This window comes from Guyparkeria hydrothermalis (assembly GCF_023555375.1).
Classification (GTDB): domain Bacteria; phylum Pseudomonadota; class Gammaproteobacteria; order Halothiobacillales; family Halothiobacillaceae; genus Guyparkeria; species Guyparkeria hydrothermalis.
This window is the reverse complement of the sequence record NZ_JAJSEE010000004.1, coordinates 73,525-95,211: the sequence shown is the minus strand read 5'-3', so window position 1 is coordinate 95,211 and position 21,687 is coordinate 73,525. Positions and strand designations below refer to the sequence as shown.

16 protein-coding genes are annotated in these 21,687 nt (G+C 67.8%); 4 read left to right on the top strand and 12 right to left on the bottom strand.

The genetic code is table 11. The features are described 5' to 3' along the window. Positions 1–209: 209 nt before the first annotated feature. The 4 genes from LV475_RS06745 to guaB all read right to left on the bottom strand — a co-directional run bounded on the left by LV475_RS06745 (position 210) and on the right by guaB (position 6,102). Positions 210–2,096: an ATP-binding cassette domain-containing protein gene (locus tag LV475_RS06745; protein ID WP_250105994.1), complete on the bottom strand. Its 1,887-nt coding sequence runs from the start codon at positions 2,094–2,096 to the stop codon at positions 210–212. Between the two features lie 87 nt (positions 2,097–2,183). Beyond that, positions 2,184–2,639, bottom strand: a complete 456-nt coding sequence (gene tadA, locus LV475_RS06740) for a tRNA adenosine(34) deaminase TadA (protein WP_136867034.1) — start codon at positions 2,637–2,639, stop codon at positions 2,184–2,186. 295 nt (positions 2,640–2,934) lie between these two features. After that, entirely contained in the window at positions 2,935–4,536 is a 1,602-nt protein-coding gene (guaA, locus tag LV475_RS06735) for a glutamine-hydrolyzing GMP synthase (protein WP_136867035.1), read from the bottom strand. A 111-nt stretch (positions 4,537–4,647) separates the two neighbouring features. Next, the gene (gene guaB / locus LV475_RS06730) at positions 4,648–6,102 is read right to left on the bottom strand and encodes an IMP dehydrogenase (RefSeq protein WP_136867036.1); all 1,455 of its coding nucleotides are present in this window, start codon (positions 6,100–6,102) and stop codon (positions 4,648–4,650) included. A gap of 211 nt (positions 6,103–6,313) precedes the next feature. Here guaB and LV475_RS06725 point away from each other — a divergent pair, with 211 nt between their 5' ends. Both LV475_RS06725 and xseA read left to right on the top strand, forming a co-directional pair. Then, positions 6,314–6,634: a hypothetical protein gene (locus LV475_RS06725; RefSeq protein ID WP_250105993.1), complete on the top strand. Its 321-nt coding sequence runs from the start codon at positions 6,314–6,316 to the stop codon at positions 6,632–6,634. 163 nt (positions 6,635–6,797) lie between these two features. Further along, positions 6,798–8,327 carry an exodeoxyribonuclease VII large subunit gene (gene xseA / locus LV475_RS06720; RefSeq protein ID WP_250105992.1) on the top strand — a complete coding sequence of 510 codons (1,530 nt, stop codon included), beginning with the start codon at positions 6,798–6,800 and terminating at the stop codon, positions 8,325–8,327. Between the two features lie 57 nt (positions 8,328–8,384). Here the strand turns inward: xseA and LV475_RS06715 are convergent, their stop codons facing one another. The 5 genes from LV475_RS06715 to LV475_RS06695 all read right to left on the bottom strand — a co-directional run bounded on the left by LV475_RS06715 (position 8,385) and on the right by LV475_RS06695 (position 16,089). After that, on the bottom strand, positions 8,385–11,258 hold the full coding sequence (locus LV475_RS06715) for an EAL domain-containing protein (RefSeq protein ID WP_250105991.1): 2,874 nt from the start codon (positions 11,256–11,258) through the stop codon (positions 8,385–8,387). Next, positions 11,255–12,214 (bottom strand): ABC transporter substrate-binding protein, encoded by a 960-nt coding sequence (locus tag LV475_RS06710; RefSeq protein ID WP_250105990.1) that lies wholly within the window; start codon positions 12,212–12,214, stop codon positions 11,255–11,257. The genes LV475_RS06715 and LV475_RS06710 overlap by 4 nt, the downstream gene beginning before the upstream one ends. A 148-nt stretch (positions 12,215–12,362) precedes the next feature. Beyond that, a complete protein-coding gene (locus LV475_RS06705) occupies positions 12,363–12,959 on the bottom strand; it encodes a C40 family peptidase (protein WP_250105989.1) in 597 nt (198 codons plus the stop codon). A gap of 85 nt (positions 12,960–13,044) precedes the next feature. Further along, entirely contained in the window at positions 13,045–15,303 is a 2,259-nt protein-coding gene (rlmKL, locus tag LV475_RS06700) for a bifunctional 23S rRNA (guanine(2069)-N(7))-methyltransferase RlmK/23S rRNA (guanine(2445)-N(2))-methyltransferase RlmL (RefSeq protein WP_250105988.1), read from the bottom strand. Positions 15,304–15,336: 33 nt separating this feature from the next. Next, positions 15,337–16,089 (bottom strand): hypothetical protein, encoded by a 753-nt coding sequence (locus tag LV475_RS06695; protein ID WP_250105987.1) that lies wholly within the window; start codon positions 16,087–16,089, stop codon positions 15,337–15,339. Positions 16,090–16,249: 160 nt separating this feature from the next. On the opposite strand from LV475_RS06695, the gene LV475_RS06690 reads away from it, so the two are divergent. Beyond that, positions 16,250–16,759, top strand: a complete 510-nt coding sequence (locus tag LV475_RS06690) for a hypothetical protein (RefSeq protein WP_250105986.1) — start codon at positions 16,250–16,252, stop codon at positions 16,757–16,759. Between the two features lie 270 nt (positions 16,760–17,029). Beyond that, on the top strand, positions 17,030–18,697 hold the full coding sequence (locus LV475_RS06685) for an ABC transporter ATP-binding protein (protein WP_250105985.1): 1,668 nt from the start codon (positions 17,030–17,032) through the stop codon (positions 18,695–18,697). Between the two features lie 34 nt (positions 18,698–18,731). Here LV475_RS06685 and LV475_RS06680 read toward each other — a convergent pair whose 3' ends face one another. Genes LV475_RS06680 through fabA form a run of 3 tightly spaced genes read right to left on the bottom strand, consistent with a single transcriptional unit; the run spans position 18,732 to position 21,669 of the window. Continuing rightward, positions 18,732–19,883, bottom strand: a complete 1,152-nt coding sequence (locus tag LV475_RS06680; protein ID WP_250105984.1) for a sensor domain-containing diguanylate cyclase — start codon at positions 19,881–19,883, stop codon at positions 18,732–18,734. A 42-nt stretch (positions 19,884–19,925) separates the two neighbouring features. After that, complete coding sequence (gene fabB, locus LV475_RS06675; protein ID WP_136867046.1) at positions 19,926–21,143, bottom strand: beta-ketoacyl-ACP synthase I; 1,218 nt, start codon at positions 21,141–21,143, stop codon at positions 19,926–19,928. Positions 21,144–21,150: 7 nt separating this feature from the next. Continuing rightward, on the bottom strand, positions 21,151–21,669 hold the full coding sequence (fabA, locus tag LV475_RS06670) for a bifunctional 3-hydroxydecanoyl-ACP dehydratase/trans-2-decenoyl-ACP isomerase (protein WP_136867047.1): 519 nt from the start codon (positions 21,667–21,669) through the stop codon (positions 21,151–21,153). Positions 21,670–21,687 lie beyond the last annotated feature (18 nt).

Genomic DNA, 21,687 nt, shown 5'->3' with positions numbered 1-21,687 from the left:
GCCTTGCTGGCGACCGACTCGCCAAGCCAGAGAGACGGCCCGATACGTGTAGAGGTTCCTTGTCGCTGTCTATCCTTTTCAGCCGGTTGCCGCGTGCGTCCGTACCAGTAGCCCTCTGGTGCGCAACCCTTGGAAGGGCGCGCACATTAGCGAATTCGAATACGAGAGTCCATTGCCCGGCTTTCCGTTAGCCGGTTAGGGAAGGGGCGTCAGTCGCCTTCGAGCTCCATCCAGCGCTCCAGGGCGGCCTCGAGTTCGCCCTCGAGTTCGGTTACCCGGGCCAGGGTCGCTTCGATTTCGGCCGCGTCGCCCTGATAGAAGGTCGGGTCGTTGATGGCGGTCTGCAACTCGGCCTGCTCGGATTCCAGCGCCTCGATGCGCGCGGGTAGGGCGTCGAGTTCGCGCTGGTCCTTGTAGGACAGCTTTTTCGGCTTCCTGGGTTTCCCGGCCACGGCCTTGTCCGCGGATGCGGGCTTGGGCGCGGGTTTGCCGGCGGGGGCGGGCTTGGCGGTTGCCTGCTCGTCGAGGTAGTCCTGGTAGCCGCCGATGACCTCCTCGATCTCGCCGTCGCCCTTGAACACCAGCAGGCTGGTGACGACGTTGTCGAGGAAGGCGCGGTCGTGGCTGACCAGCAGCAGGGTGCCTTGATAGTCGGCGAGCGCCTGCTCGAGTACCTCGAGCGTCTCCAGGTCCAGGTCGTTGGTGGGTTCGTCCAGGACCAGCAGGTTGGCCGGCTTGGCGAACAGCTTGGCCAGCAGCAGCCGGTTGCGCTCGCCGCCGGAGAGCAGTTCGACGCGCGTGCGCGCCCGTTCCGGGGTGAACAGGAACTGCTGCAGGTAGCCAATGCCGTGGACGTTGCTGTTGCCGACCTCGAGGCGGTCACCGCCGTCACAGAGGTTCTCGAGCGCGGTCCAGTCGTCGCGCAGCTGGGCCCGGTGCTGATCGAAATAGGCGATATCGAGCTGCGAGCCGCGCTTGATCTTGCCCGAGGTCGGTTCGATCTGGCCGAGCAGGAGCTTGATCAGGGTCGACTTGCCCGCGCCGTTCGGGCCGACCAGGCCCACCCGGTCGCCGCGCAGGATGGTGGTGGAAAGGTCCCGGATCACGGTCTTCTCGCCGAAGGTGACGTTGACGTGATCCGTCTCGGCGATGATCTTGCCGGAGGTCTTGCCCGAGCTGGCGGAGAGCTCGACCTTGCCGGCCTTCTCGCGCCGGGCGGCGCGTTCGGCGCGCAGTTTCTCCAGGTTGCGCACGCGGCCCTCGTTCCTCGTGCGTCGCGCCTTGATGCCCTGGCGGATCCAGACCTCTTCCTGGGCGAGCGTCTTGTCGAAGCGCGCGTTCTCCTGCGCCTCGGCGTTGGCGCGCTCCTCGACGCGGCGCAGGTAGTTGTCGTAGTCGCCCGGCCAGCTCGTCAGGTGGCCGCGATCGAGCTCGATGATGCCGTTGGCCAGGCGCTTGAGAAACGCGCGATCGTGGGTGATGAACACCACGGCACCGGTAAAGCGCCGCACCAGCTCCTCGAGCCATTCGATCCCGGCGATGTCCAGGTGGTTGGTGGGCTCGTCGAGCAGCAGCAGGTCCGGCTCGAGTACCAGGGCCTGGCCGAGCAGCACGCGCCGCCGCTCGCCGCCGGAGAGGCCGCGCACCGAGGCGTCGGGATCCAGCCCAAGGCGGGTGATCACCTCGTCGATCTTCTGGCCGGCCATCCAGCCGTCGCGCGTCTCGAGTTCGTGCTGCAGGGTGGACAGGCGGTCGAGGGCGGCATCGCTGTCGGCGTTCTGCGCCAGCTGGTGGTACTCGGTGAGCACGTCGTGCAGGTCACCGAGGCCCTCGGCGATCACCGAGTAGACCGACTCGTCGGTGTCCAGGTGCGGGTCCTGCGGCAGGTAGGCCACCCTGGAGCCCGGCTCGAGGCGGATCTGGCCGTCGTCGGCGCGCTGGATACCCGCGAGCATCTTGAGAAAGGTGGACTTGCCTTCGCCGTTACGTCCGATCAGCGCGAGCTTCTCGCCGCGTTCGATGGTGAGGTTGGCGTGGTCCAGGAGCTTGCGGTCGCCGATGGCGAATTGCAGGTTGTCGACGGTCAGCAGGGGCATGGGTCAGGGGATCTGGTGGCAGGTGAGAGGGAGGAGCGCGGTACATTGTACGCGGTTGCTTCGCGCCGTTATGGACGGATTCGTCGGTCAGCGGCGGTCGCGGAAGAACCCGGTGAGCAGGGCGGCGGCCTCGGCCTCGCAGGGGCCGGTGTCGATCACCGGGCGGAAGTGGTGCCAGTCGGCACGGTTGAGGTCGATGGCGCTACCGCAGGCGCCGGCACGCGGGTCGGGGGCCGCGTACACGATACGACTGATGCGCGCATGCGAGGCGGCGGCCAGGCACATCGGGCACGGCTCCAAGGTGACGTAGAGCGTGCAGTCGTCGAGCCGGTAGTTGCCCAGGAAAGCGCCCGCTTCGCGCATGGCCAGGACTTCGGCGTGCGCGCTGGGGTCGTGCAGGGCGACCGGCCGATTGTGGCCGCGGCCGATCACCCGGCCGCCGGCGTCGACCACCACCGCGCCGACCGGCACCTCGCCGGCCTCGATCGAGTGCCGGGCGAGGGCCAGGCACTCCTGCATGAAGCGGCGGTCGCGTCCGGTCATCGTTGTCCGAGTCGATTAGGGAAGGCCTGCACGAATCCGATACCGCTCTGCGTGCCTGGAGCCGGGCAGATGCAAGGCGTTCGTCCGCCGCGGAAGGGTGTTCCCGCATCCTCGGACGACAACGCAGCAGATGCCCGGCTCAAGGCTCGCCCGGCGGGGCTTGGCGCGTCGCCCGTGCCCCGCGTTGCAATGTGTTGACGTGGCCACCGGCACGCCGGCGACATCGCGCCTTGATCACGAACGACTCGCCAAGCCAGAGTGGCATCGGATTCGTGCAGGCCTTCCCTAGCGGGCGTCATTCCCACTCGATGGTGCCCGGCGGCTTGCCGGTGACGTCGTAGACGACCCGCGAGATGCCGCGCACCTCGTTGACGATGCGCAACGAGACCTTCTCCAGGAACTCGTAGGGCAGGCGGGCCCAGCGGGCGGTCATGAAGTCGATGGTTTCCACGGCGCGCAGGGCGACCACGTAGTCATAGCGGCGACCGTCACCCATCACGCCCACCGAGCGGACCGGCAGGAACACGGCGAAGGCCTGCGAGACCTGGTCGTACAGTCCCGCCTCGCGCAGCTCGTGGATGAAGATGGCATCGGCGCGGCGCAACAGGTCGGCGTACTCGCGCTTGACCTCGCCGAGGATGCGCACGCCCAGGCCCGGCCCCGGGAAGGGATGGCGCATGATCATCTCGCTGGGCAGACCGAGCTCGAGGCCGATCTGACGGACCTCGTCCTTGAACAGCTCGCGCAGCGGCTCGACCAGGCCGAGCTTCATGTGCTCGGGCAGGCCACCGACGTTGTGGTGCGACTTGATCACGTGCGCCTTGCCGGTCTTGGAGCCGGCCGATTCGATCACGTCGGGGTAGATGGTGCCCTGGGCGAGCCACTGGGCGTTCTCGCGCTTGCCGGCCTCGGCATCGAAGATGTCGATGAAGGTGTTGCCGATGATCTTGCGCTTTTTCTCCGGGTCGGCCTCGCCGGCCAGCCGGGAGAGGAATTGGTCCTCGGCATCGACGCGGATCACGCGCACGCCCAGGTGCTCGGCGAAGGTGCGCATCACCTGGTCGCCTTCGCCCTCGCGCAGCAGGCCGTTGTCGACGAAGATGCAGGTCAGCTGGTCGCCGATGGCGCGGTGGAGCAGGGCGGCGACCACCGAGGAGTCCACGCCGCCGGACAGGCCGAGGATCACTTCCTCGTCACCCACCTTTTCCTGCACCTGCTCGATCATCGTCTCGATGATCGCCTCGGAGCGCCACAGCCCCTGCGTGTCGCAGATGTCACGGACGAAGCGCTCGATGATGCGCGCGCCCTGGCGGGTGTGGGTGACCTCGGGATGGAACTGCACGCCGTAAAAGTGGCGCGACTCGTCGGCCATCCCGGCGATCGGCGCGTTGTCCGAGGAGGCCATCAGCTTGAAGCCCTCGGGCAGTTCGACCACGTGATCGCCATGGCTCATCCAGACGTCCAGCAGGCCGAATCCTTCCTCGGTGACCTCGTCCTCGATGTCCTTCAGTAGCGCGGTGTGGCCGCGCGCGCGCACCTTGGCGAAACCGAACTCCTGGTGGCTGGCGTTCTCCACCTTGCCACCGAGTTGCGCGGCCATGGTCTGCATGCCGTAGCAGATTCCCAGCACCGGCACGTCCAGCGTGAAGACCATCTCGGGTGCGGCGGGCGCGTTCTGCGGGTCGATCACCGACTCCGGGCCGCCGGAGAGGATGATGCCGGTGGGGTTGAAGTCACGGACGAAGGCGTTGTCGACATCCCAGGAGTGGATCTCGCAGTAGACGCGCGACTCGCGTACGCGCCGGGCGATCAACTGCGTGTACTGCGAGCCGAAATCCAGGATCAGGATGCGCTCGGCGTGGATATCGGGGTGCGGGATGGTCGAGGAAGCGGTCATCGTCAGGTCCGTGTTGTTCAGGCAAGGGCGGCTTGGCCCTGTAACAAGTCGACCCGGCAGGCAAGGCCGGGTCGTTGTAAACCGAGGCGCCCCGCGGGGCGCGGGATTGGATCAGACCCGGTAGTTCGGGCTCTCCTTGGTGATCGACACGTTGTGGACGTGCGATTCGAGCATGCCGGCGTTCGTGATGCGCACGAACTGTGGCAGCTTGCGCATGGTGTCGATGTCCTTGGCGCCGACGTAGCCCATCGAGGCACGCAGGCCACCGATCATCTGGTGCACGATCGCGACCAGCGAGCCCTTGTAGGGGACGCGGCCTTCGATGCCTTCCGGCACCAGCTTCTCGGCGGTGGTCTCGGCCTGGAAGTAGCGATCCGACGAGCCCTGCTGCATCGCACCGAGCGAGCCCATGCCGCGGTAGGATTTGTACGAGCGGCCCTGGAACAGCTCGACCTCACCCGGCGATTCCTCGGTACCGGCCAGCATCGAGCCGACCATCACCGAATGGGCGCCGGCGGCCATGGCCTTGGCGAAATCGCCGGAGAAGCGCACGCCACCGTCGGCGATCAGCGGCACGTCCGAGCCCTTGAGCGCCTCGGCGACGTTGGAGATGGCAGTGATCTGCGGCACGCCGACACCGGCGACGATGCGGGTGGTGCAGATCGAGCCCGGGCCGATGCCGACCTTGACCGCGTCCGCGCCGGCCTCGACCAGCTCGAGGGCGGCCTGGCCGGTGGCGATGTTGCCGCCGATCACGTCGACCTGCGGGTAACGGCTCTTGACCCAGGCCACCCGATCGATCACACCCTTGCTGTGGCCGTGGGCGGTGTCCACGACGATCACGTCGACGCCGGCGGCGACCAGCGCCTCGATGCGCTCTTCGGTGTCACCGCCGGTGCCGACGGCCGCGCCGACGCGCAGCTGCCCGGAGGCATCCTTGCAGGCGTTCGGGTAGTCGGTGGACTTCTGGATGTCCTTGACGGTGATCATGCCGCGCAGTTCGAAGGCATCGTTGACCACCAGCACCTTCTCGATACGGTGCTTGTGGAGCAGGGCCTCCACTTCCTGGCGCCCGGCGCCTTCCTTGACCGTGACCAGCTGGTCCTCGCCGGTCATGATGTTGGCGACGGCCTGGTCGAGGTTCTGCTCGAAGCGCAGGTCGCGGCTGGTGACGATGCCGACCAGCTTGCCTTCGCTGACCACCGGCACGCCGCTGATCGAATGATCGCGGGTGATCTTGAGCACGTCGCGGATGCTGGTGTCCGGCGAGACCGTGATCGGGTCCTTGATAACGCCGGACTCGTGCTTCTTCACCCGGCGGACGTGCTCGGCCTGCTGCGCGGCCGTCATGTTCTTGTGGATGATCCCCAGGCCACCTTCCTGTGCCAGTGCGATGGCGAGGCGCGCCTCGGTCACCGTGTCCATCGCCGCGGAGATCAGCGGGATGTTGATTTCGATATTGCGGGTCAGGCGCGTGACGAGCGACACATCCCGCGGCAGTACCGAGGAGCGGGCCGGGATGAGCAGCACGTCGTCGAAGGTGAGACCTTCCTCGAGGATTCGCATGGTTGGGGGACTCTTGCGGATGGTAGAAAGTGTCCGCGCAATTATAGTGACCTGCGCGCGGCGGGTAAACGTCCGAATGGCTTCGGTCCCGGCCCAGGCGTCATCCGGATGCGGTTTTGGCGGCATAAAAAGGCTCTTGTTGGCATACCGAGTTTGATTGCGCTAGAGTCGGACTCGCTACCAGAGCAAACCACCTAGGAGGCAGTAAATAATGATTAAAACAGCACGCGTTGTTGCCGCAGCTGCGGGCTTTGCCCTGATCGGTACCGCCGGTATGGCCAACGCCGCCAGCGAAGCCGACTACGAGAAGGCCAAGCAGGAAGCCCAGGCAGCGGTCGAGGCCGTTGAAGAGAAGGGCTACGCGGCCTGGAGCCCGCACCCGAAGAGCCCGCTGTTCGGCGAAGCCGACAAGCTGGCCAAGAAGGGCGAGTACGAGAAGGCCATCGAGAAGGCCGAGTACATCAAGGAGCTGCAGGCGCTGGCCGAGAAGCAGTGGGCCGAGCAGGACGCCGGTCCGTACAAGTCCTGGTAATCGCCAGGATTTGAGGGTTTCGGCCAGCCCCGGGGGTTGGCCGACCGCCTGAAACAGCAAGCATTCCGGGGCCGCGGACGTTGTTCGCGGCCTTTTTCATGTGGCATTCGGCGAGCGTTTCCTTGGGCTCGCCCGCCTTCTGAACAGACGTGGGGACAGGCACATGCCGATCAACTCCGGCGCCCCGGGCGCGGGCGCGACTGCGCTTTCGGTTACCCAGATCAACAAGCAGGCCGGCGATCTGCTCGGGCAGGTGTTCGGGGTGGTCGAGGTAATCGGTGAGATCAGCGAGCACAAGCGCGCGGCCTCCGGGCATCACTACTTCGCGCTCAAGGACGAGCGCTCCCAGCTGCGCTGCGCGTTCTTTCGCGGCAATGCGCAGCGCTGTGCCCACCCCCTGCGCGAGGGCGAGGAGGTGGTCGCCACCGGCCGGCTGGGTATCTACACCGAGCGCGGCGCCTACCAGCTGATCGTCCAGTCGATTGCCCCGGCCGGCGAGGGGCGACTGGCGGCCGAGTTCGAGCGGCTCAAGCAACGCCTGCTTGCCGAGGGCTTGTTCGCTGCCGAGCACAAGCGACCCACGCCGACGATGCCGCGGCGGATCGCGGTGATCTCCTCGGACACCGGGGCGGCCATCCACGACGTGCGCGTGACCCTGGCGCGGCGATTGCCGCTGGCGCGGGTCACGCTGTTCCCGGTGCGGGTGCAGGGGGCCGAGTCGGCCGGCGAGCTGCGCCAGGCGGTTTCGCAGCTCACGAGCGAGGCATTCGACGTCGCCCTGATCGTGCGTGGGGGTGGGTCGCTGTCGGATCTGTGGTCGTTCAACGACGAGGCACTGGTTCGTGCCTTATACGACTGCCCGGTGCCGGTCATCAGTGGCGTGGGTCACGAGACCGACACCACCCTATGCGACCTGGTGGCCGATCGGCGCGCGGCCACCCCGACCGGGGCCGCCGAGCTGGCCACGCCGATCACGGCGAGCGACATGCGCCAGGGGATTGGCCGGTTGGCCGATCGTGCCCGCATGCGCTGGGAGGCGCGTCAGCAGACGCAGGCCCAGCACCTGGACGGGTTGTCACGCCGGCTGGAACGCGCCGGGCCGGTGGAACGGTTGCGCCTGGCCCGGTCTCGTTTGGTCGGCCTGGCTGCCCCGCTGCGGCACGGGATCGAGCGACGTGTCGCCCAGGGGCGCGAACGCACTCACGGGTTGCGCCGGCGCCTGGACGGGGCGCATCCGCGACGGCAGCTGGAGGCCTTGCGGGGACGCTTGGTCGAGCCCGCCAGTCGGTTGCACCAGGGGATGGTCGCGGTCGGTCAGGCCGAGCGCGAGCGGGTCGCGCGGCTCTCGCGGGGGCTGTTGATCAGTCGGGAGCGGCTGATGCCCCGCTGGCGCGCACGGCTTGATGCGGTGCGTCTTGACCCGCGCAGCTTCGAACGACGCCTGCGCGAGGAGCGCACGCGATTGGCGGGGCTGTCGCGCCAGCTGGAGGCACTTGGGCCCCGCCAGGTGCAGAAACGCGGATACGCCCTGGTCGAGACGCGGGACGGCTCGTCGGGCGTGCTGGTCAAGCGGGCGTCGGAGGTGTCGGTGCTGGCGGGCACGCACGACCGGTTGGCGTTGAACCTGCGTTTCGCCGACGGTGACGTGCCGGTGGAATGGCGCAAGCCCGATAGCGGGGCCTCGTCTTCCTGATCGACTGGCAGGCGGCCCGAGGCAGCCGTTGGCACGGGCAGAAAACCGTTCCGATGGTCAGTACGACGGGCGCTTTTCCATCGCCTCGAGCCGCTCGTCGACCCACTGGCGTGCCGGCACCGGGCGCGCGAAGCAGAAGCCCTGGAACCGGCTGCAGTCGTTTTCCTTGAGGTAGTCGAACTGCTCGCAGGTCTCGACGCCCTCGGCCACCACGTCGATGCCGAGACGCGAGGCCATGGCCAGGATCGCCTCGACCATCGCGGTGTCGCCCGGGGTGCCGGGCACGTCGTCGACAAAGCTCTTGTCGAGCTTGATCTCGCTCAAGGGCAGGCGCTTGAGGTAGGCGAACGACGAGTAACCGGTGCCGAAGTCGTCGATGGAAAAGGCCAGGCCCAGCGCGGCGAGCGCACGCATGCGGGCAATGGCGTCCGAGGCGTGGCTGACCAGCATGTTCTCGGTGATCTCGATCATCAGGTGCGAGGGGTCGATACCGGTCTGCTCGATCGTCTCGCGGACACGGTCGACGAAATCGGGCGTGCGGAACTGGCGCGGACTGACGTTCACCGAGATGGTCGGCACCCGCTGGCCGGGCGGCGTGGAGTGCTCGAGCCCGTGCAGTAGGTGGCAGGCCTCGCTCAGCACCCATTCGCCGATGGCGATAATCTGGCCGGATTCCTCGGCCACCGGGATGAACTCCGCTGGCGAGACCAGCCCGCGCACGGGATGGCGCCAGCGCAGCAGCACCTCGGCGCCGATCAGCCGCTCGTCGCGATCGAACTGCGACTGCAGGTGCAGTTCGAACTCGCCGCGATCGAGGGCCTGCTTTAGCTCCTGCTCCAGCCGGTAGCGGCGGGTCACCGACTCGACCATGCCCGACTCGAAGTTGACCAGGTTGTTTCGTCCCGCCCGCTTGGCCTGGTACATGGCGATGTCGGCCTCGCGTACCAGTTCCTCGGCGTTGCCCACCTTGCCGGCAAACAGCGTCAGGCCGACGCTTGCGGTTGCCAGGTGCCGAAATCCCTCGAATTCGAATGGCTGCTCCATGGCATGACGGAGCTTGTCGGCCAGCGCGAGCGCCGAGCGGCGGGCGTCGTCGACGTGGCCTGCCATCTCGGGGACCAGCACCAGGAACTCGTCCCCGCCCAGGCGGGCAACCGTGTCCGTGTCCCGCACCAGCCCGGTCAGCCGACGGGAGACCTCCATCAACACCTGATCGCCACGGGCATGGCCGTACAGGTCGTTGATCTGCTTGAACTCGTCGAGATCGACGAAGAACAGGGCACCGACCCCGCCATGACGCTTGCGCTGCCGGATCGCCTGGTCGACCCGGTCGAGCAGCAGGGCGCGGTTGGGCAGATCGGTCAGGCCATCGTGGTAGGCGAGCCGTTCGAGCTGGGCCGCGGTCTCCTTGTCCGCCGTGACATCGATGCACTGGCCCATGAAGCCGATGAACTCGCCGCGGCTGTTGAAGCGCGGCGTGCCCTTGGCCAGCAACCACCGGTATTCCCCACTGCGATGGCGCAGCCGGTATTCCCGGGTGAAGGACACGCGCCGCTCGTAGGCCGACGCGAGCACCTGACGCAGGCCGGGCAGGTCGTCCGGATGCACGGCATGGTGCCACTGTTCGCCGAGCGCCTCGTCGCGCGCCAGCCCGGTGAAGGTGAGCCAGGGGCGGTTGACGTAGTCGCGCTGGCCCTCGATGTCGGCGGTCCAGATCAGCGCCTGGCCGTTGTCGGCAAGCGTACGGAAGTGCTGCTCGCTTTCGGCCAGTGCCTCGCGCAGCTGGTACTCCGCGCTCATGTCGTGAAAGACCAGAACCACGCCCACCAGCGAGCCGTCCTCCTGCTGGATGGGGGCGGCGCTGTCGGCGATGTGGTGGCGTTGGCCGTGGCGGTCGGTAAGCACGGTGTGGTTGGCCAGTCCCACGAGGGTGCCTTCGCTGAGCACGCGGCGGATGGGGATGGCGACCGGTCGGTCGTCATCGGCATGACAGATCACGAACACCGCCTCGATCGGCTGGCCAACCGCCTCCTCGCGCGACCAGCCCGTCAGCCGTTCGGCAACCGGGTTCATCAGGGTCACGCGACCGTCGAGGTCGGTGGCGATCAGTCCGTCGCCGATCGAGTCGAGGGTGACCGCCAGGCGCCGCTCGCTTCTGACCAGCTGGTCGCGCGCCTCGGCGATGGCGCGCGTCATGGCGTTGAAGCCCTCGGCGACCTCGGCGATCTCGCTGCAGCCGCGCTCGGGTAGCCGTACGTCGTGATCACCGTGCCGCAGGCGCATGGCCGCGGTACGCAACCGTCCAAGCGGGCGGGTGATCTGGCTGTCGAGCACCCAGGCGGTCAGCAGGATGATCAACAGCATCACGCCGGCCTCGGGCAGGCGGGCGAGGATCGCCTCGTTGCGGATCCGCGCCAGCTCGGCGGTCAGGTCCATGCGCACGCAGACCACGCCACGGCTCTCCGAACGCGGTCGGTCGGACAGGCCCGGCAACTCGAAGGATTGCAGCGCCCGGATCGTGCGCCCTTCCTCGAGGTGCTCGAGGTAGGGTAGGCGCTCGTCCTGCCGGTCGGTGAAGGAGTCCGGGTCGAGACCGGTGAACAGCCTGTCGACCGGCTCGCCGCGCCAGGTCCGTTGCGGCGCGACCAGTACCTCGCGGTCCGGTCCGACCGCGATCAGCATGTCGACGCGCGGGTCGCTCAGGATGCTGCTGACCCGTGCGTCAAGCAGGCCGCGATTGTCGAGCCCGCCCTGTTCGATGGTGCGCGCGATTTCGGTGGTGTAGCGCAGCAGGCGCTGGCTGGAATCGGCGACGAAGATCCCCGAGCGATTGTGGATGCCATTGATCAGCGACACGGCGGTGATCAGCAGGAACAGCAGGGCCAGGCCCAGCGGGACCATCAGGCGCAGTGACAGGCGCGGCAGGGTCATGGGGCCTCCGGCAGAAAGCGCGCCGTGGCGATGTCGGACAGGGTCGGCACCTGGTCGATCAGCGCGTTGGCCTGCATGATCTCGGCGACCGCCTGGGTCGCCTGGGTAAGTCGGCTAGCCGGCGGGTCGAGCCAGGCGTGATTGTCCTCGACGCCCAGCAGGACGATCCCCTCGTAGGCGCGTGCCGTCTCGTCGATCGAGAGCCCCAATCGCGGTGCCATCAGGCGGTGGGCACGTCCGGGGCTCGATTTCACCACGGCCAATGCCTCGAAGTAGGCCGACACCAGCTCGGCCAGCGCCTTGGGCTGCCGGCCGATCGCCCGCTCGCTGACGGCGAGGACGTCGACGATCAGTCCCGGGAAGGCGCTGCTGTCGTAGAGCCGGGTGGCGCCCAGGGCCTCGAGTCGCGAGGCGAAGGGCTCGTAGCTGATGACCGCATCGATCTCGCCATTCCGGTAAGCGTCGACCTGGCCGCCGCCGATGACGGCCACCCGCGTGACGTCCTCGGGTTCGAGGCCGGCGGCTTCGAGTGACTTTCGCAGCATCAGGGCGCCGGCGGCCGTTTCCTCCACGCCGACACGTCGTCCCGCCAGGTGCTCGAGTCGGTCGATGCCGGGACGGGCCATGACCACGTCGGCGCCCTCGGAGGTATCGAACACCAGGGCCACGCGCACCGGAATGCCGCCGGCGCGGGCAAGAATGAACTCGTCCAGCGTGAGCGTGGCGGCCTCGACCTCGCCGGAGGCCAGTTGCATCAGACTGTTGGTATTCGAGGGGGATTCGATCAGCCGGATGTGATCGGGCGGGAGGAGATCGAGCGTGCGGGCCAGAAACAGGGGCTCGTAACCGACCCAGGTGATCCCGGAGACACGCAAGAGCGGCTCGCGGCCGTCACAGCCCAGCAGGGCGGCGAAGGGGACGAGACCGCCGGCGATCAGAAACTGCCTTCGTTCCATGGCAGAAGCCCTCCCTGTGGGGCATCGTTGTCCTTCCGAGTCGGCCGGGGCGCTAACGTGGCGATCCAGCCCGGGATCGGCCATGTGGGACCATTCTGTCGCCGCTGCGGGTTACGACGATTCGTTCCGTTGCCGTCAAGCGACCGGCTCAGAAGTCTTCGGGACGGTTCCCAGCCAACTGTAGTTCATTGGCCTCGGCGGCGCGTCCGGCGCCGACGTACTTGCGTGACCAGAAGACGTTGTCGAGGCTGGCGAACGAGACGGTCTTGCCCCTCGACGGGGCATGGATGAACCGGTCGCCGCCGACGTAGATGCCGACGTGGTCCACCCGTTTGCCGTTGAGTCGGAAGAAGACCAGGTCGCCCGGGCGCAGTGCGTCGCGTTCGATGCGCTTGGTGGCCCGGTATTGCTGCGCCGAGGTGCGCGGCAGGTCGATGCTGGCGGCCTTGAAGGCATGCTGGGTCAGCCCGCTGCAGTCGAAGCCGTGATCGGCCGATTCCCCGCCCCAGCGGTAGGGCGTGCCGAGTTGCGAAACCGCCTGGATGACGGCCTCGATGGCACGCGGGTGCATGCCGGAGAGGGTGTCGATGGTCTCGAGCGGGTTGTAAGGCAGTTCGCTGCGCCGCTGCGCCTCGTCGAGCAGTGCCGCGGCCTCCTCGGCCTTGCTGGCCCGCTCGTCGCCGCCGGGAGCGTACCCGGGCGGGCTGGCGCAGCCGCTGCCGAGGGCCACGACGGTCGCGAGCATGGCCCAGCCGTACAGGCGCCTCGACGCGGATCGACCCGTCGTCGACAGGGCGGAAACGGCCCCCGCACGGGTTTGACCCGGGCAATCAGCGCCGTCGGATTTCACAGACAAAACGCCGCTCCGGGGTGCGCGCGAAATCCTTCGGCAGGGTTTTTCTCGAAATATCATCGATTTGGAATCGGCTCTCGATGGAAGGGTTCAATGTAAACCCTTTGCGGTTGTTTGAAAAGACAAGCACGCCTCCCGGAGCCAGGTGCGCCATGCAGGCATGGATCAGCTCGGGGTGGTCGCGCTGGATGTCGAGCGTGTCGTCCATCGACTTGGAATTGGAGAACGAGGGCGGATCGAGAAAGATCACGTCGACGCGCTCGGCGGCCGTCGGCGTGTGTTGCAGCCAGCGCAGCACGTCGGCGCGCAGCAGGCGGTGGTCGCCGTTGGTGGGGATACCGTTGAGCTCGAAGTTGCGCTCGGCCCAGTCGAGGTAGGTATTGGAGAGATCGACCGAGGTGGTCGCCTTCGCCCCGGCGACGGCGGCGCGCACCGAGGCGCTCGCCGTGTAGCAGAACAGGTTGAGCAGGCGCTTGCCGCGCGAGAGCTCGGCCAGGCGATCGCGGACCAGGCGGTGGTCGATGAACAGGCCGACGTCGAGGTAGTCGGTCAGGTTGATCAGCAGACGGGTGTCGCGTTCACGCAGGATGCGCTCGATGTGCTCCCCGCCCATGCGCCCGTACTGCTGTCGGCCCGACTGGCGGGCGCGTTGGCGCACGACCACGCATTCGGGGTCGATCGCCAGGGTATCGACCGCGACGGCCACCGCGGCGGCGAGCCGGGCGCGTGCCTTCTGCGGGTCGATCTGCTTGGGTGCCTGGTATTCCTGGATGTCGAGCCAGGTCTCGTCGTCCTCCGTGCGGTACCAGTCGACGGCGAGCTTGAAGTCGGGCAGGTCGGCATCGTAGACCCGCAGGGCATTGTCGCCCTGCTTGACCAGCGGCTTGCGCTGCTTCCAGTTCTTGCGCAGGCGATTGGCGAAATCGCTGGCGTCGTACTCGCCGCGTCGGCCCTGCTCGATCAAGCGACCGGCGAGCGCATGCGGACCGGAGGCCCGGCGCAGGCTTTTCTCCGAGAACTGCCCGCGGAGGAACTCCACCTCGACCCCGCCGTGAAGCACCATCAGACGCTTTTCGAAGCGCAGAGGCCAGGTCAGCTCGCTCTCGCTGGCACGGAGGATGCCCCAATACCAGCCGGGAAGCGACTGCACCCAGCGCGAGCACAGGGCCGTCCACTCGGCCTCGGTGTGCGTGTTGTCGATGCGCTGGCCAAACGGCACGTTGCTGATCAACAGCCCGGTGTCGATCCCCTGGAGCGCCGCCGGGGTGGGGGCGCGGAAGCTGTCGGCATGGATCAGTTCGATCGCCTCGCCGAGACCGGCCGCCTCGATATTGGCGTGGGCGGCGGCGAGCTGCAGCGGATCGCGGTCCTGGCCGACGATGGCAATCGAGCCGCGCGGGGGTGGGGTGTCGAGCCAGCCGCGCGCGGCGTCATCCAGCACCGCGTCGCGCGCGTCGGCGACATGGCCCCGCCAGGCGGGCGAGCCCATTCGCTGGCGACGCAGGGCGTCAGGCAGGCCCCAGAGTGCAAGCGCCGCCTCGGTGAGGAAGGTGCCCGAGCCGCACATCGGGTCGAACAGGCCGCCACCGAGGCTGGCGACCTGCGGCCAGCGTGCCCGAAAGAGCAGGCCGGCGGCCAGGTTCTCGCGCAGGGGCGCTTCGCCGCCCTCGGCGCGATAGCCGCGGCGGTGCAGTGAGCCGTTGGAGAGTTCGATGGCCAGGCTGGCCTCGCCGTTGCCGCTGACATGGCAGTGGATCCGCAGACCCGGTTCGTCGCTGTCGACGTCCGGGCGAGTGCCGGTGGCGGCGCGAAACTGGTCGACGATCGCGTCCTTCACCCGCGTGGCGATAAAGCCCGTGTGCCGGAGCGCCTCGTTGCCGCCGGTCGCGGAGATCGACAGGCTGTCGCCGACACGAAGGTGCGCGGCCCAGTCGACCGAGTCGGCCAGGGCGTAGAGCTCGTCGGCCTGAGTGGCCCGGCCGCGTGCGATGGGCAGGTAGACGCGTCCGGCGATCAGGCTGTCGGCCAGGATGCGGTAGACGGCCTCGACGGGCAGGTCGGCGCTTGCCCCGAACGGCCGGTCGCTGATCGGCTCGTTGGTGAGGCGGCGCAGTTCCTCGGCCAGGGCGGTTTCCAGCCCGGGCGGGGCGATGATTTCCACCGACCAGTTGGCCTCGACCGACTCGCCGGGAGCCTGGGGGGCGGAAATGGGGGAATGCGCGACGGGATCTGTCATGGCAAAACGCGCAAGTCTACCGGATTGCCGCGCTCATTCCGATCCTTTTCCCCGCATCAGGTGCAACCGTGACTCGAGCCGGCCCTCGAAGTGGGCATCGAGCGTCACGCCGCGATCATCGGCCTCGATGGCCAGACCGGGCTGGGACGGGGGCGTGCTCTGCTCCAATGCCAGCATGCCGGCGGGCCAGTTGACTTCCAGCCGGACCTGCATGGGGTAGTAGCCGTCGAGGAAACGCCGCATGAACGGCCCGTTGTCGACCACGTAACCGACGCCGTCCGGATGTGGACGAATGGCGAGCACATCGGCCCTGACGCACAGGCTCGCCCCCCGCTCGATGTCCCGCATCTGCACGCTGGGGCCGTCGACCTTCGCCTGGCCGACGCCGGCACGGTCGGTGATGCGGATATCGCGGGTGCGCTCGGCGTTGTAGACGATCTGCACCGCCGGGGCCGGATCGAGATTGTGGTGGCACTGGTGCATGGGCGCCCAACCGTTTTCCAGGCTTTCCCGGTCCAGATCGAGGCGTTTTTCCATCCGCGCGGCCTCCGGGTCGGGGGGACGATCAAGGAACACCAGATCGCCTTCGTTCACGGCGCGTGCCCGGGCCTCCTGGCGCGCCCGTTCCTCGGCCGCCTCCCAGGCGGCTTCCCATTCCGCCTCCTCGCTGGAGCGTTCATCGGAGGCATCGGGGGCGGCCGGTGTGCCCAGGGGGAAACCGATGCTCAGGCAGGCCAGGCCGAGCAGGAGCGGACGGACGGATGAGAGGAAGGGGGTCGGCGGCATGGTTCGGCTCCGGGCCCGATCGGGCCAATGGTTGCGTGATCACGGATCTCGGCACCGAAAATAGACCACGTCGATCGTGGCAGGTCGCGAGGGTCGGGTCTACTGTCGTTGATGGGGCATGTGCCCCGAGCTTGTCCCCGCTCATGGGGAGGAGGGCGTAATGAACAGGACCATTCTTGCCAGCGCCGGGGCCGTTGCCCTGGCGCTGGTTTTGTCGTTGCCGACGCTGTCGTCGGCACAGGACGACCGGGTCGAAGGGCCGGTCTATGGCAATCAGCTGATGACCGAGCAGGAACGCCTCGAGTACCGCGAGCGGATGCGCGCGGCGCAGACGGACGAGGAACGCGAGCAAGTGCGCGCCGAGCACGTCGAACGCATGCAGGAGCGTGCCCGGGACCAGGGGGTGACCCTTCCCGATGACCGTCCCGGCATGGGACCGGGAATGGGATCGGGTATGGGGCCGGCAAATGGCGTCGAGCGTGGCGGGATGATGCGCGACGAGGGCATGCCGGCGCGCGACGGTCAGGCCACCGGCCGGGGCGACGGGCCGGGCGATGGCATGGAAGAGCGTTACCGGGAAGAGCACCAGGAGCAGCGCCACGAGCGCATGATGGAGCAGGACGAGTACCGACGCGGCTCCGGCATGGGAGGCGGTGGCGGACGCAACTGATCCCGCCATGGGGCTCGCCGCTGGAACGGAGGCCCCGAATCGCTCATTGGCGGATTGCCCGCTTGCGGCAACACCCTCGTCCGGATCGATCGGCGAGGGTGTTGGTTTGTGTGACGTGTCCGCGCTCGTGAGCCCCCGTGATCGATCGGTCGAGGGATTACCGAGCGGCCGACTCGCCGTCAGGCGCCGAGATGGATTATTGTTGCCGCTGCGCGCCATCGACCGGGTGTCATGGCGTCACGCGACCCGAAGTCCAACCACGGAGAGTGCATGCCGGCCGCACCGATCGCCAACGAATCGCCCGTCCACACCGATCCCGAGCGCCCGGCGCGCGAGACGTCCTCGCGGCGAGCCAACGAGTCGGCCTTGCTCGAGATCCGCGACCTCGACGTGCGGGTGGGGCAGACGCCGATCGTCAGGGGGGTCTCGCTGCACCTGGACCGCGGCGAGCGCCTGGCATTGGTGGGCGAGTCCGGCTCGGGCAAGACGGTCACGGCCCTGTCGATACTGCGATTGTTCGAGGCCGCCGATGCCAGCACCAGTGGCGAGATCCGGTTCGAGGACGAGGACGTGCTCGGCATGAGCATGCCGCAGGTCCGTGGGCTGCGCGGCGGTCGCGTCGGCATGATCTTTCAGGAGCCGATGACCGCGCTCAACCCGCTCAAGACGATTGGTGCGCAGATCGCGGAGGTGCTGGTCCGCCACCTGGGCTTGCGCGGCGAGACCTTGCGCCGGCGAGTCGGCGAGCTGCTCGAGCAGGTCCGCCTGCCGGAGCCCGAGCGCGTCATGCGGGCCATGCCACACCAGCTTTCCGGCGGGCAACGTCAGCGGGCCATGATCGCGATGGCGATTGCCTGCAACCCGAGCCTAGTCATTGCCGACGAGCCCACGACGGCACTGGATGCCGGGCTGCGCAAGACCATCATGGATCTCCTGGTGGAGCTGCAGCAGCGTCTGGGCATGAGTCTCTTGCTGATCACCCACGACCTGCCGGTGGTGCGCCGTTACGCCGACCGCGTGATGGTGATGCGCGACGGGGCGATCGTCGAGGCCGGCCCCACCGACGCGATCTTCGCCCGCCCCAAGGACAGCTACACCCAGACGCTGCTCGAGGCCCGCCAGGTCGCCCCGATGATCGGGCCGATCCGCCCGGATGCCGCCGAACGGCTGCGTTGCGAAGGGCTGGGGGTGACGGTCGGCAAGCGGCGCTGGTTCGGGCCTGACACGCGCAGCGAGATCCTCAAGGGCATCGATCTTTCCCTGCACGCCGGGCAGACCCTGGGCGTGGTCGGCGAGTCGGGCTCGGGCAAGACCACGCTGGCGTTGTCGCTGCTGCGGTTGATGGACGGGGCCGACGGCGCCGTCTGGCTGGCCGGTCGGCGCGTCGACGGGATGCGGGAGCAAGCATTCCGCCCGTACCGACGGGACCTGCAGGTGGTGTTCCAGGATCCTTACGGGGCGCTGTCGCCGCGCATGAACATTGCCCAGATCGTCGGCGAGGGACTGGACGTCCACGAGGCGGGGTTGACGCGTGCCGAGCGCCATCGCCGCATCGAGCGCGTGCTCGACGAGGTGGGCCTCGACCCGGCGGTGATGTCGCGCTACCCGCACGAGTTCTCCGGTGGGCAGCGCCAGCGCATCGCCATCGCCCGCGCCCTGATCCTCAAGCCCAAGGTGCTGATCCTCGACGAGCCCACCAGCGCCCTGGACGCGGCCGTGCAGTTGCAGGTGTTGCGGCTGGTGCGCGACCTGCAGGCCGAGCACGAGCTGACCTACCTGCTGATCACCCACGACCTCGCCGTGGTGCGCGCGCTGGCACACCGGGTGGTGGTGATGCTCGACGGCGCGGTGATCGAGTCGGGACCGACCGAGCAACTGCTCGATGCCCCCGAGCATGACTACACCCGCCAGTTGATCGACAGCGCCCTGATGGCTTGAGCTTGATGGCCTGAGGGTGTTTCCCGACCCAGCGTCATCGACCCCGGCTGGCGGGCGTTCGGGCTCCCTCGCCGGATCGCCCCACCACGCGGATGGCGTCTGCCTCTCCACCGCTCACCGCGATGCAGCCGCGACCGGCCGCCTTGGCCGCGTACAGGGCCTCGTCGGCCTGACGCAGCAGGTCGTCGCCGCTGTCCTCGCGGCGCGGTGGTTCGAGGCTGGCCACGCCGACGCTGGTGCGGGTGTCGCAGGGGGAGAAGTCGGCGGCTTCCACGGCCTCGAGGACGCGGCGCGCCACGTCGGCCGCCGCGCGCCGGTCGGCCAGCGGCAGGATGATCGCGAACTCGTCGCCACCGTAACGGGCGATGAAGTCAGTTGGCCGCGAGATCGAGCGCAGGATGTCGGCGAAGGTGCGGATGACCCGGTCGCCCACCTGGTGGCCGAAACGGTCGTTGCAGGGCTTGAAGCGATCGAGGTCCAGCAGCACCAGCGACAGCGGGCTCTCGTGCTCGCGGGTGAGGACCAGGTCCTCTTCCAGCCGGGCGTCGAAGGCGGCGCGATTGCCCAGGCGCGAGAGCTTGTCGGTATCGGCCCGCACGCGCAGTTCACCCGCCAGGGCCTCGAGCTCCTGGTTGCGGTGTTCGAGGTGGGCCAGGATCACCTCGCGCTCCTCTTCTTCGCGACGCAGTTGCCCTTCGCGCTGATTGAGCTCGATCAGACGCATGGCCTGACGGGCGAGGGCGTCCAGGGCGGATCGCTGCTCGGCATCCAGCGTGCGCGGCCGGTGGTCGACCACGCAGAGCGAGCCGAGCGGCAGGCCCTCTGATGTGAGCAGCGGGGCGCCGTAGTAGAAGATGGTGGGTGGGTCGGCGGCGACATTGGGGTTGTCGGCGAAGCGGGGATCCTTGCGGGCATCCGGGACGTAGGTCGCCCGGTCGGGCGTGAGGATGGCGTGGGCGCAGAAGGTCTGGCCCCGTTCGGCCTCCTTGAGGCTGGCGCCATCGACCGACTTGAACCACTCGCGGTCCGCGTCGATCAGGCCGATCAATGCCAGCGGTGTACCCGCGACGTACCGGGCAATGCGGGTGAGGTCGTCGAACGACGCGTCGGGCGGGGTATCAAGGATATCGAAGCCCCGCAGGGCCTCGAGCCGTTCGTCTTCGTTGTCGGGGATGGCTGGCTGCATGGACCTCCGTGCAAGCCGGGGCCGTCCACGGCTGGGCGTGGATCAGCCCTCGAAGCGCTGCATCACCAACGAGGCGTTGGTGCCGCCGAAGCCGAAGCTGTTGGAGAGGACCGTGTTGATCTGTTGGCCCTCGAGCTTCTCGGTGGCGATGTTGGCGTTCTCCGCCTCGGGTTCGAGGGTCTCGACGTTGGCGGACGCGGCGATGAAGTTGTTCTGCATCATCAGCAGCGAGTAGATCGCCTCGTGCACGCCGGCGGCACCCAGCGCGTGGCCGGAGAGCGACTTGGTCGAGGTCACGATCGGTTGGTGATCGCCGAAGACCTCGGTCATCGCCTGCAGCTCGCGCAGGTCGCCGACCTTGGTGGAGGTGCCGTGGGCGTTGACGTAGTCAATCGGCGCCTCGACCGTCGACAGGGCCTGCTGCATGCAGCGCACCGCGCCTTCGCCGGAGGGCTGGACCATGTCGTAACCGTCGGAGGTCGCGCCGTAGCCCGTGACCTCGGCGAGGATGGTCGCGCCGCGGGCCTGGGCGTGCTCGAGCGACTCGAGCACCACCATGCCGCCACCGCCGGCGATGACGAAGCCGTCACGGTCGACGTCGTAGGGGCGAGAGGCCTTGTCGGGCGTGTCGTTGAAGTTCGAGGACAGGGCGCCCATCGCATCGAACATGGCCGACAGCGACCAGTGCAGCTCCTCGCCGCCGCCGGCGAAGATCACGTCTTGCTTGCCGAACTGGATCTGCTCGACGCCGGCACCGATGCAGTGCGCGGAGGTGGAGCAGGCCGAACTGATCGAGTAGTTGATGCCCTTGATCTTGAACGGCGTGGCGAGACAGGCCGAGGTGGTCGAGCCCATGGTGCGGGTGACCATGTACGGGCCGACGCGCTTGATGCCGCGCTCGCGGGCGATGTCGGCGGTGGCGACGATGTTCTCGCAGGAGGAACCGCCCGACCCGGTGATCAGGCCGGCGCGCGGGTTGGAGACCTGCTCCTCGGTCAGGCCGGCCTGCTCGATCGCCTCTTTCATCGCCAGGTAGTTGTAGGCGGCCGCCGAGCCCATGAAGCGCAGCAGTTTGCGGTCGATGTGCTCGGACGGATCGATCTTGAGGGTGCCGGCAACGTGCGAGCGAAAGCCGTGCTCGACCTGCTCGGGGTTGCGTTCGATACCCGAACGACCTTCCTTGAGCGAGGCGAGCACCTCTTGGCAGTTGTTACCCAGGCTGGACACGATGCCCATGCCGGTGATGACGACTCGGCGCATTGAGTAGTTACTCCGAAAGTGCTTCTGTGCTGGTGAACAGTCCTACCCGAAGATCCTTGGCCTCGTAGATGACGACGCCGTCGCAGAGCATCTGCGCATCGGCGATGCCCATCGTGAGCTTGCGCATGATCACGCGCTTCATCTGCACACGATATTCAACCTTCTTGTTTTTCGGCAAGACCTGTCCGGAGAATTTTACATCACCCACGCCCAGCGCACGGCCATGACCCTTGCCGCCACTCCAGCCGAGGAAGAAGCCAACCAGCTGCCACATGGCATCGAGGCCCAGACAGCCGGGCATGACCGGATCGCCTTCGAAATGGCAGCCGAAGAACCACAGGTCCGGGTGGATTGTGAGCTCGGCCTGCATCTCGCCCTTGCCGTACTCGCCGCCTTCGTCGGTGATCAGGTTGATGCGATCGAACATCAGCATCGGCGGCAGCGGCAGCTGCGCGTTGCCGGGGCCGAACATCTCGCCCTTGGCGCAGCGAATCAGGTCATCGTATTCGAAGGTCGATTGGGACATGGTATTCCTGGCGCAAAA

Coding starts and splice junctions, on each gene's coding strand:
- LV475_RS06745 (WP_250105994.1), bottom strand. CDS start 2,096: ATGCCCCTGCTGACCGTCGACAACCTGCAATTCGCCATCGGCGACCGC.
- tadA (WP_136867034.1), bottom strand. CDS start 2,639: ATGACCGGACGCGACCGCCGCTTCATGCAGGAGTGCCTGGCCCTCGCC.
- guaA (WP_136867035.1), bottom strand. CDS start 4,536: ATGACCGCTTCCTCGACCATCCCGCACCCCGATATCCACGCCGAGCGC.
- guaB (WP_136867036.1), bottom strand. CDS start 6,102: ATGCGAATCCTCGAGGAAGGTCTCACCTTCGACGACGTGCTGCTCATC.
- LV475_RS06725 (WP_250105993.1), top strand. CDS start 6,314: ATGATTAAAACAGCACGCGTTGTTGCCGCAGCTGCGGGCTTTGCCCTG.
- xseA (WP_250105992.1), top strand. CDS start 6,798: ATGCCGATCAACTCCGGCGCCCCGGGCGCGGGCGCGACTGCGCTTTCG.
- LV475_RS06715 (WP_250105991.1), bottom strand. CDS start 11,258: ATGACCCTGCCGCGCCTGTCACTGCGCCTGATGGTCCCGCTGGGCCTG.
- LV475_RS06710 (WP_250105990.1), bottom strand. CDS start 12,214: ATGGAACGAAGGCAGTTTCTGATCGCCGGCGGTCTCGTCCCCTTCGCC.
- LV475_RS06705 (WP_250105989.1), bottom strand. CDS start 12,959: ATGCTCGCGACCGTCGTGGCCCTCGGCAGCGGCTGCGCCAGCCCGCCC.
- rlmKL (WP_250105988.1), bottom strand. CDS start 15,303: ATGACAGATCCCGTCGCGCATTCCCCCATTTCCGCCCCCCAGGCTCCC.
- LV475_RS06695 (WP_250105987.1), bottom strand. CDS start 16,089: ATGCCGCCGACCCCCTTCCTCTCATCCGTCCGTCCGCTCCTGCTCGGC.
- LV475_RS06690 (WP_250105986.1), top strand. CDS start 16,250: ATGAACAGGACCATTCTTGCCAGCGCCGGGGCCGTTGCCCTGGCGCTG.
- LV475_RS06685 (WP_250105985.1), top strand. CDS start 17,030: ATGCCGGCCGCACCGATCGCCAACGAATCGCCCGTCCACACCGATCCC.
- LV475_RS06680 (WP_250105984.1), bottom strand. CDS start 19,883: ATGCAGCCAGCCATCCCCGACAACGAAGACGAACGGCTCGAGGCCCTG.
- fabB (WP_136867046.1), bottom strand. CDS start 21,143: ATGCGCCGAGTCGTCATCACCGGCATGGGCATCGTGTCCAGCCTGGGT.
- fabA (WP_136867047.1), bottom strand. CDS start 21,669: ATGTCCCAATCGACCTTCGAATACGATGACCTGATTCGCTGCGCCAAG.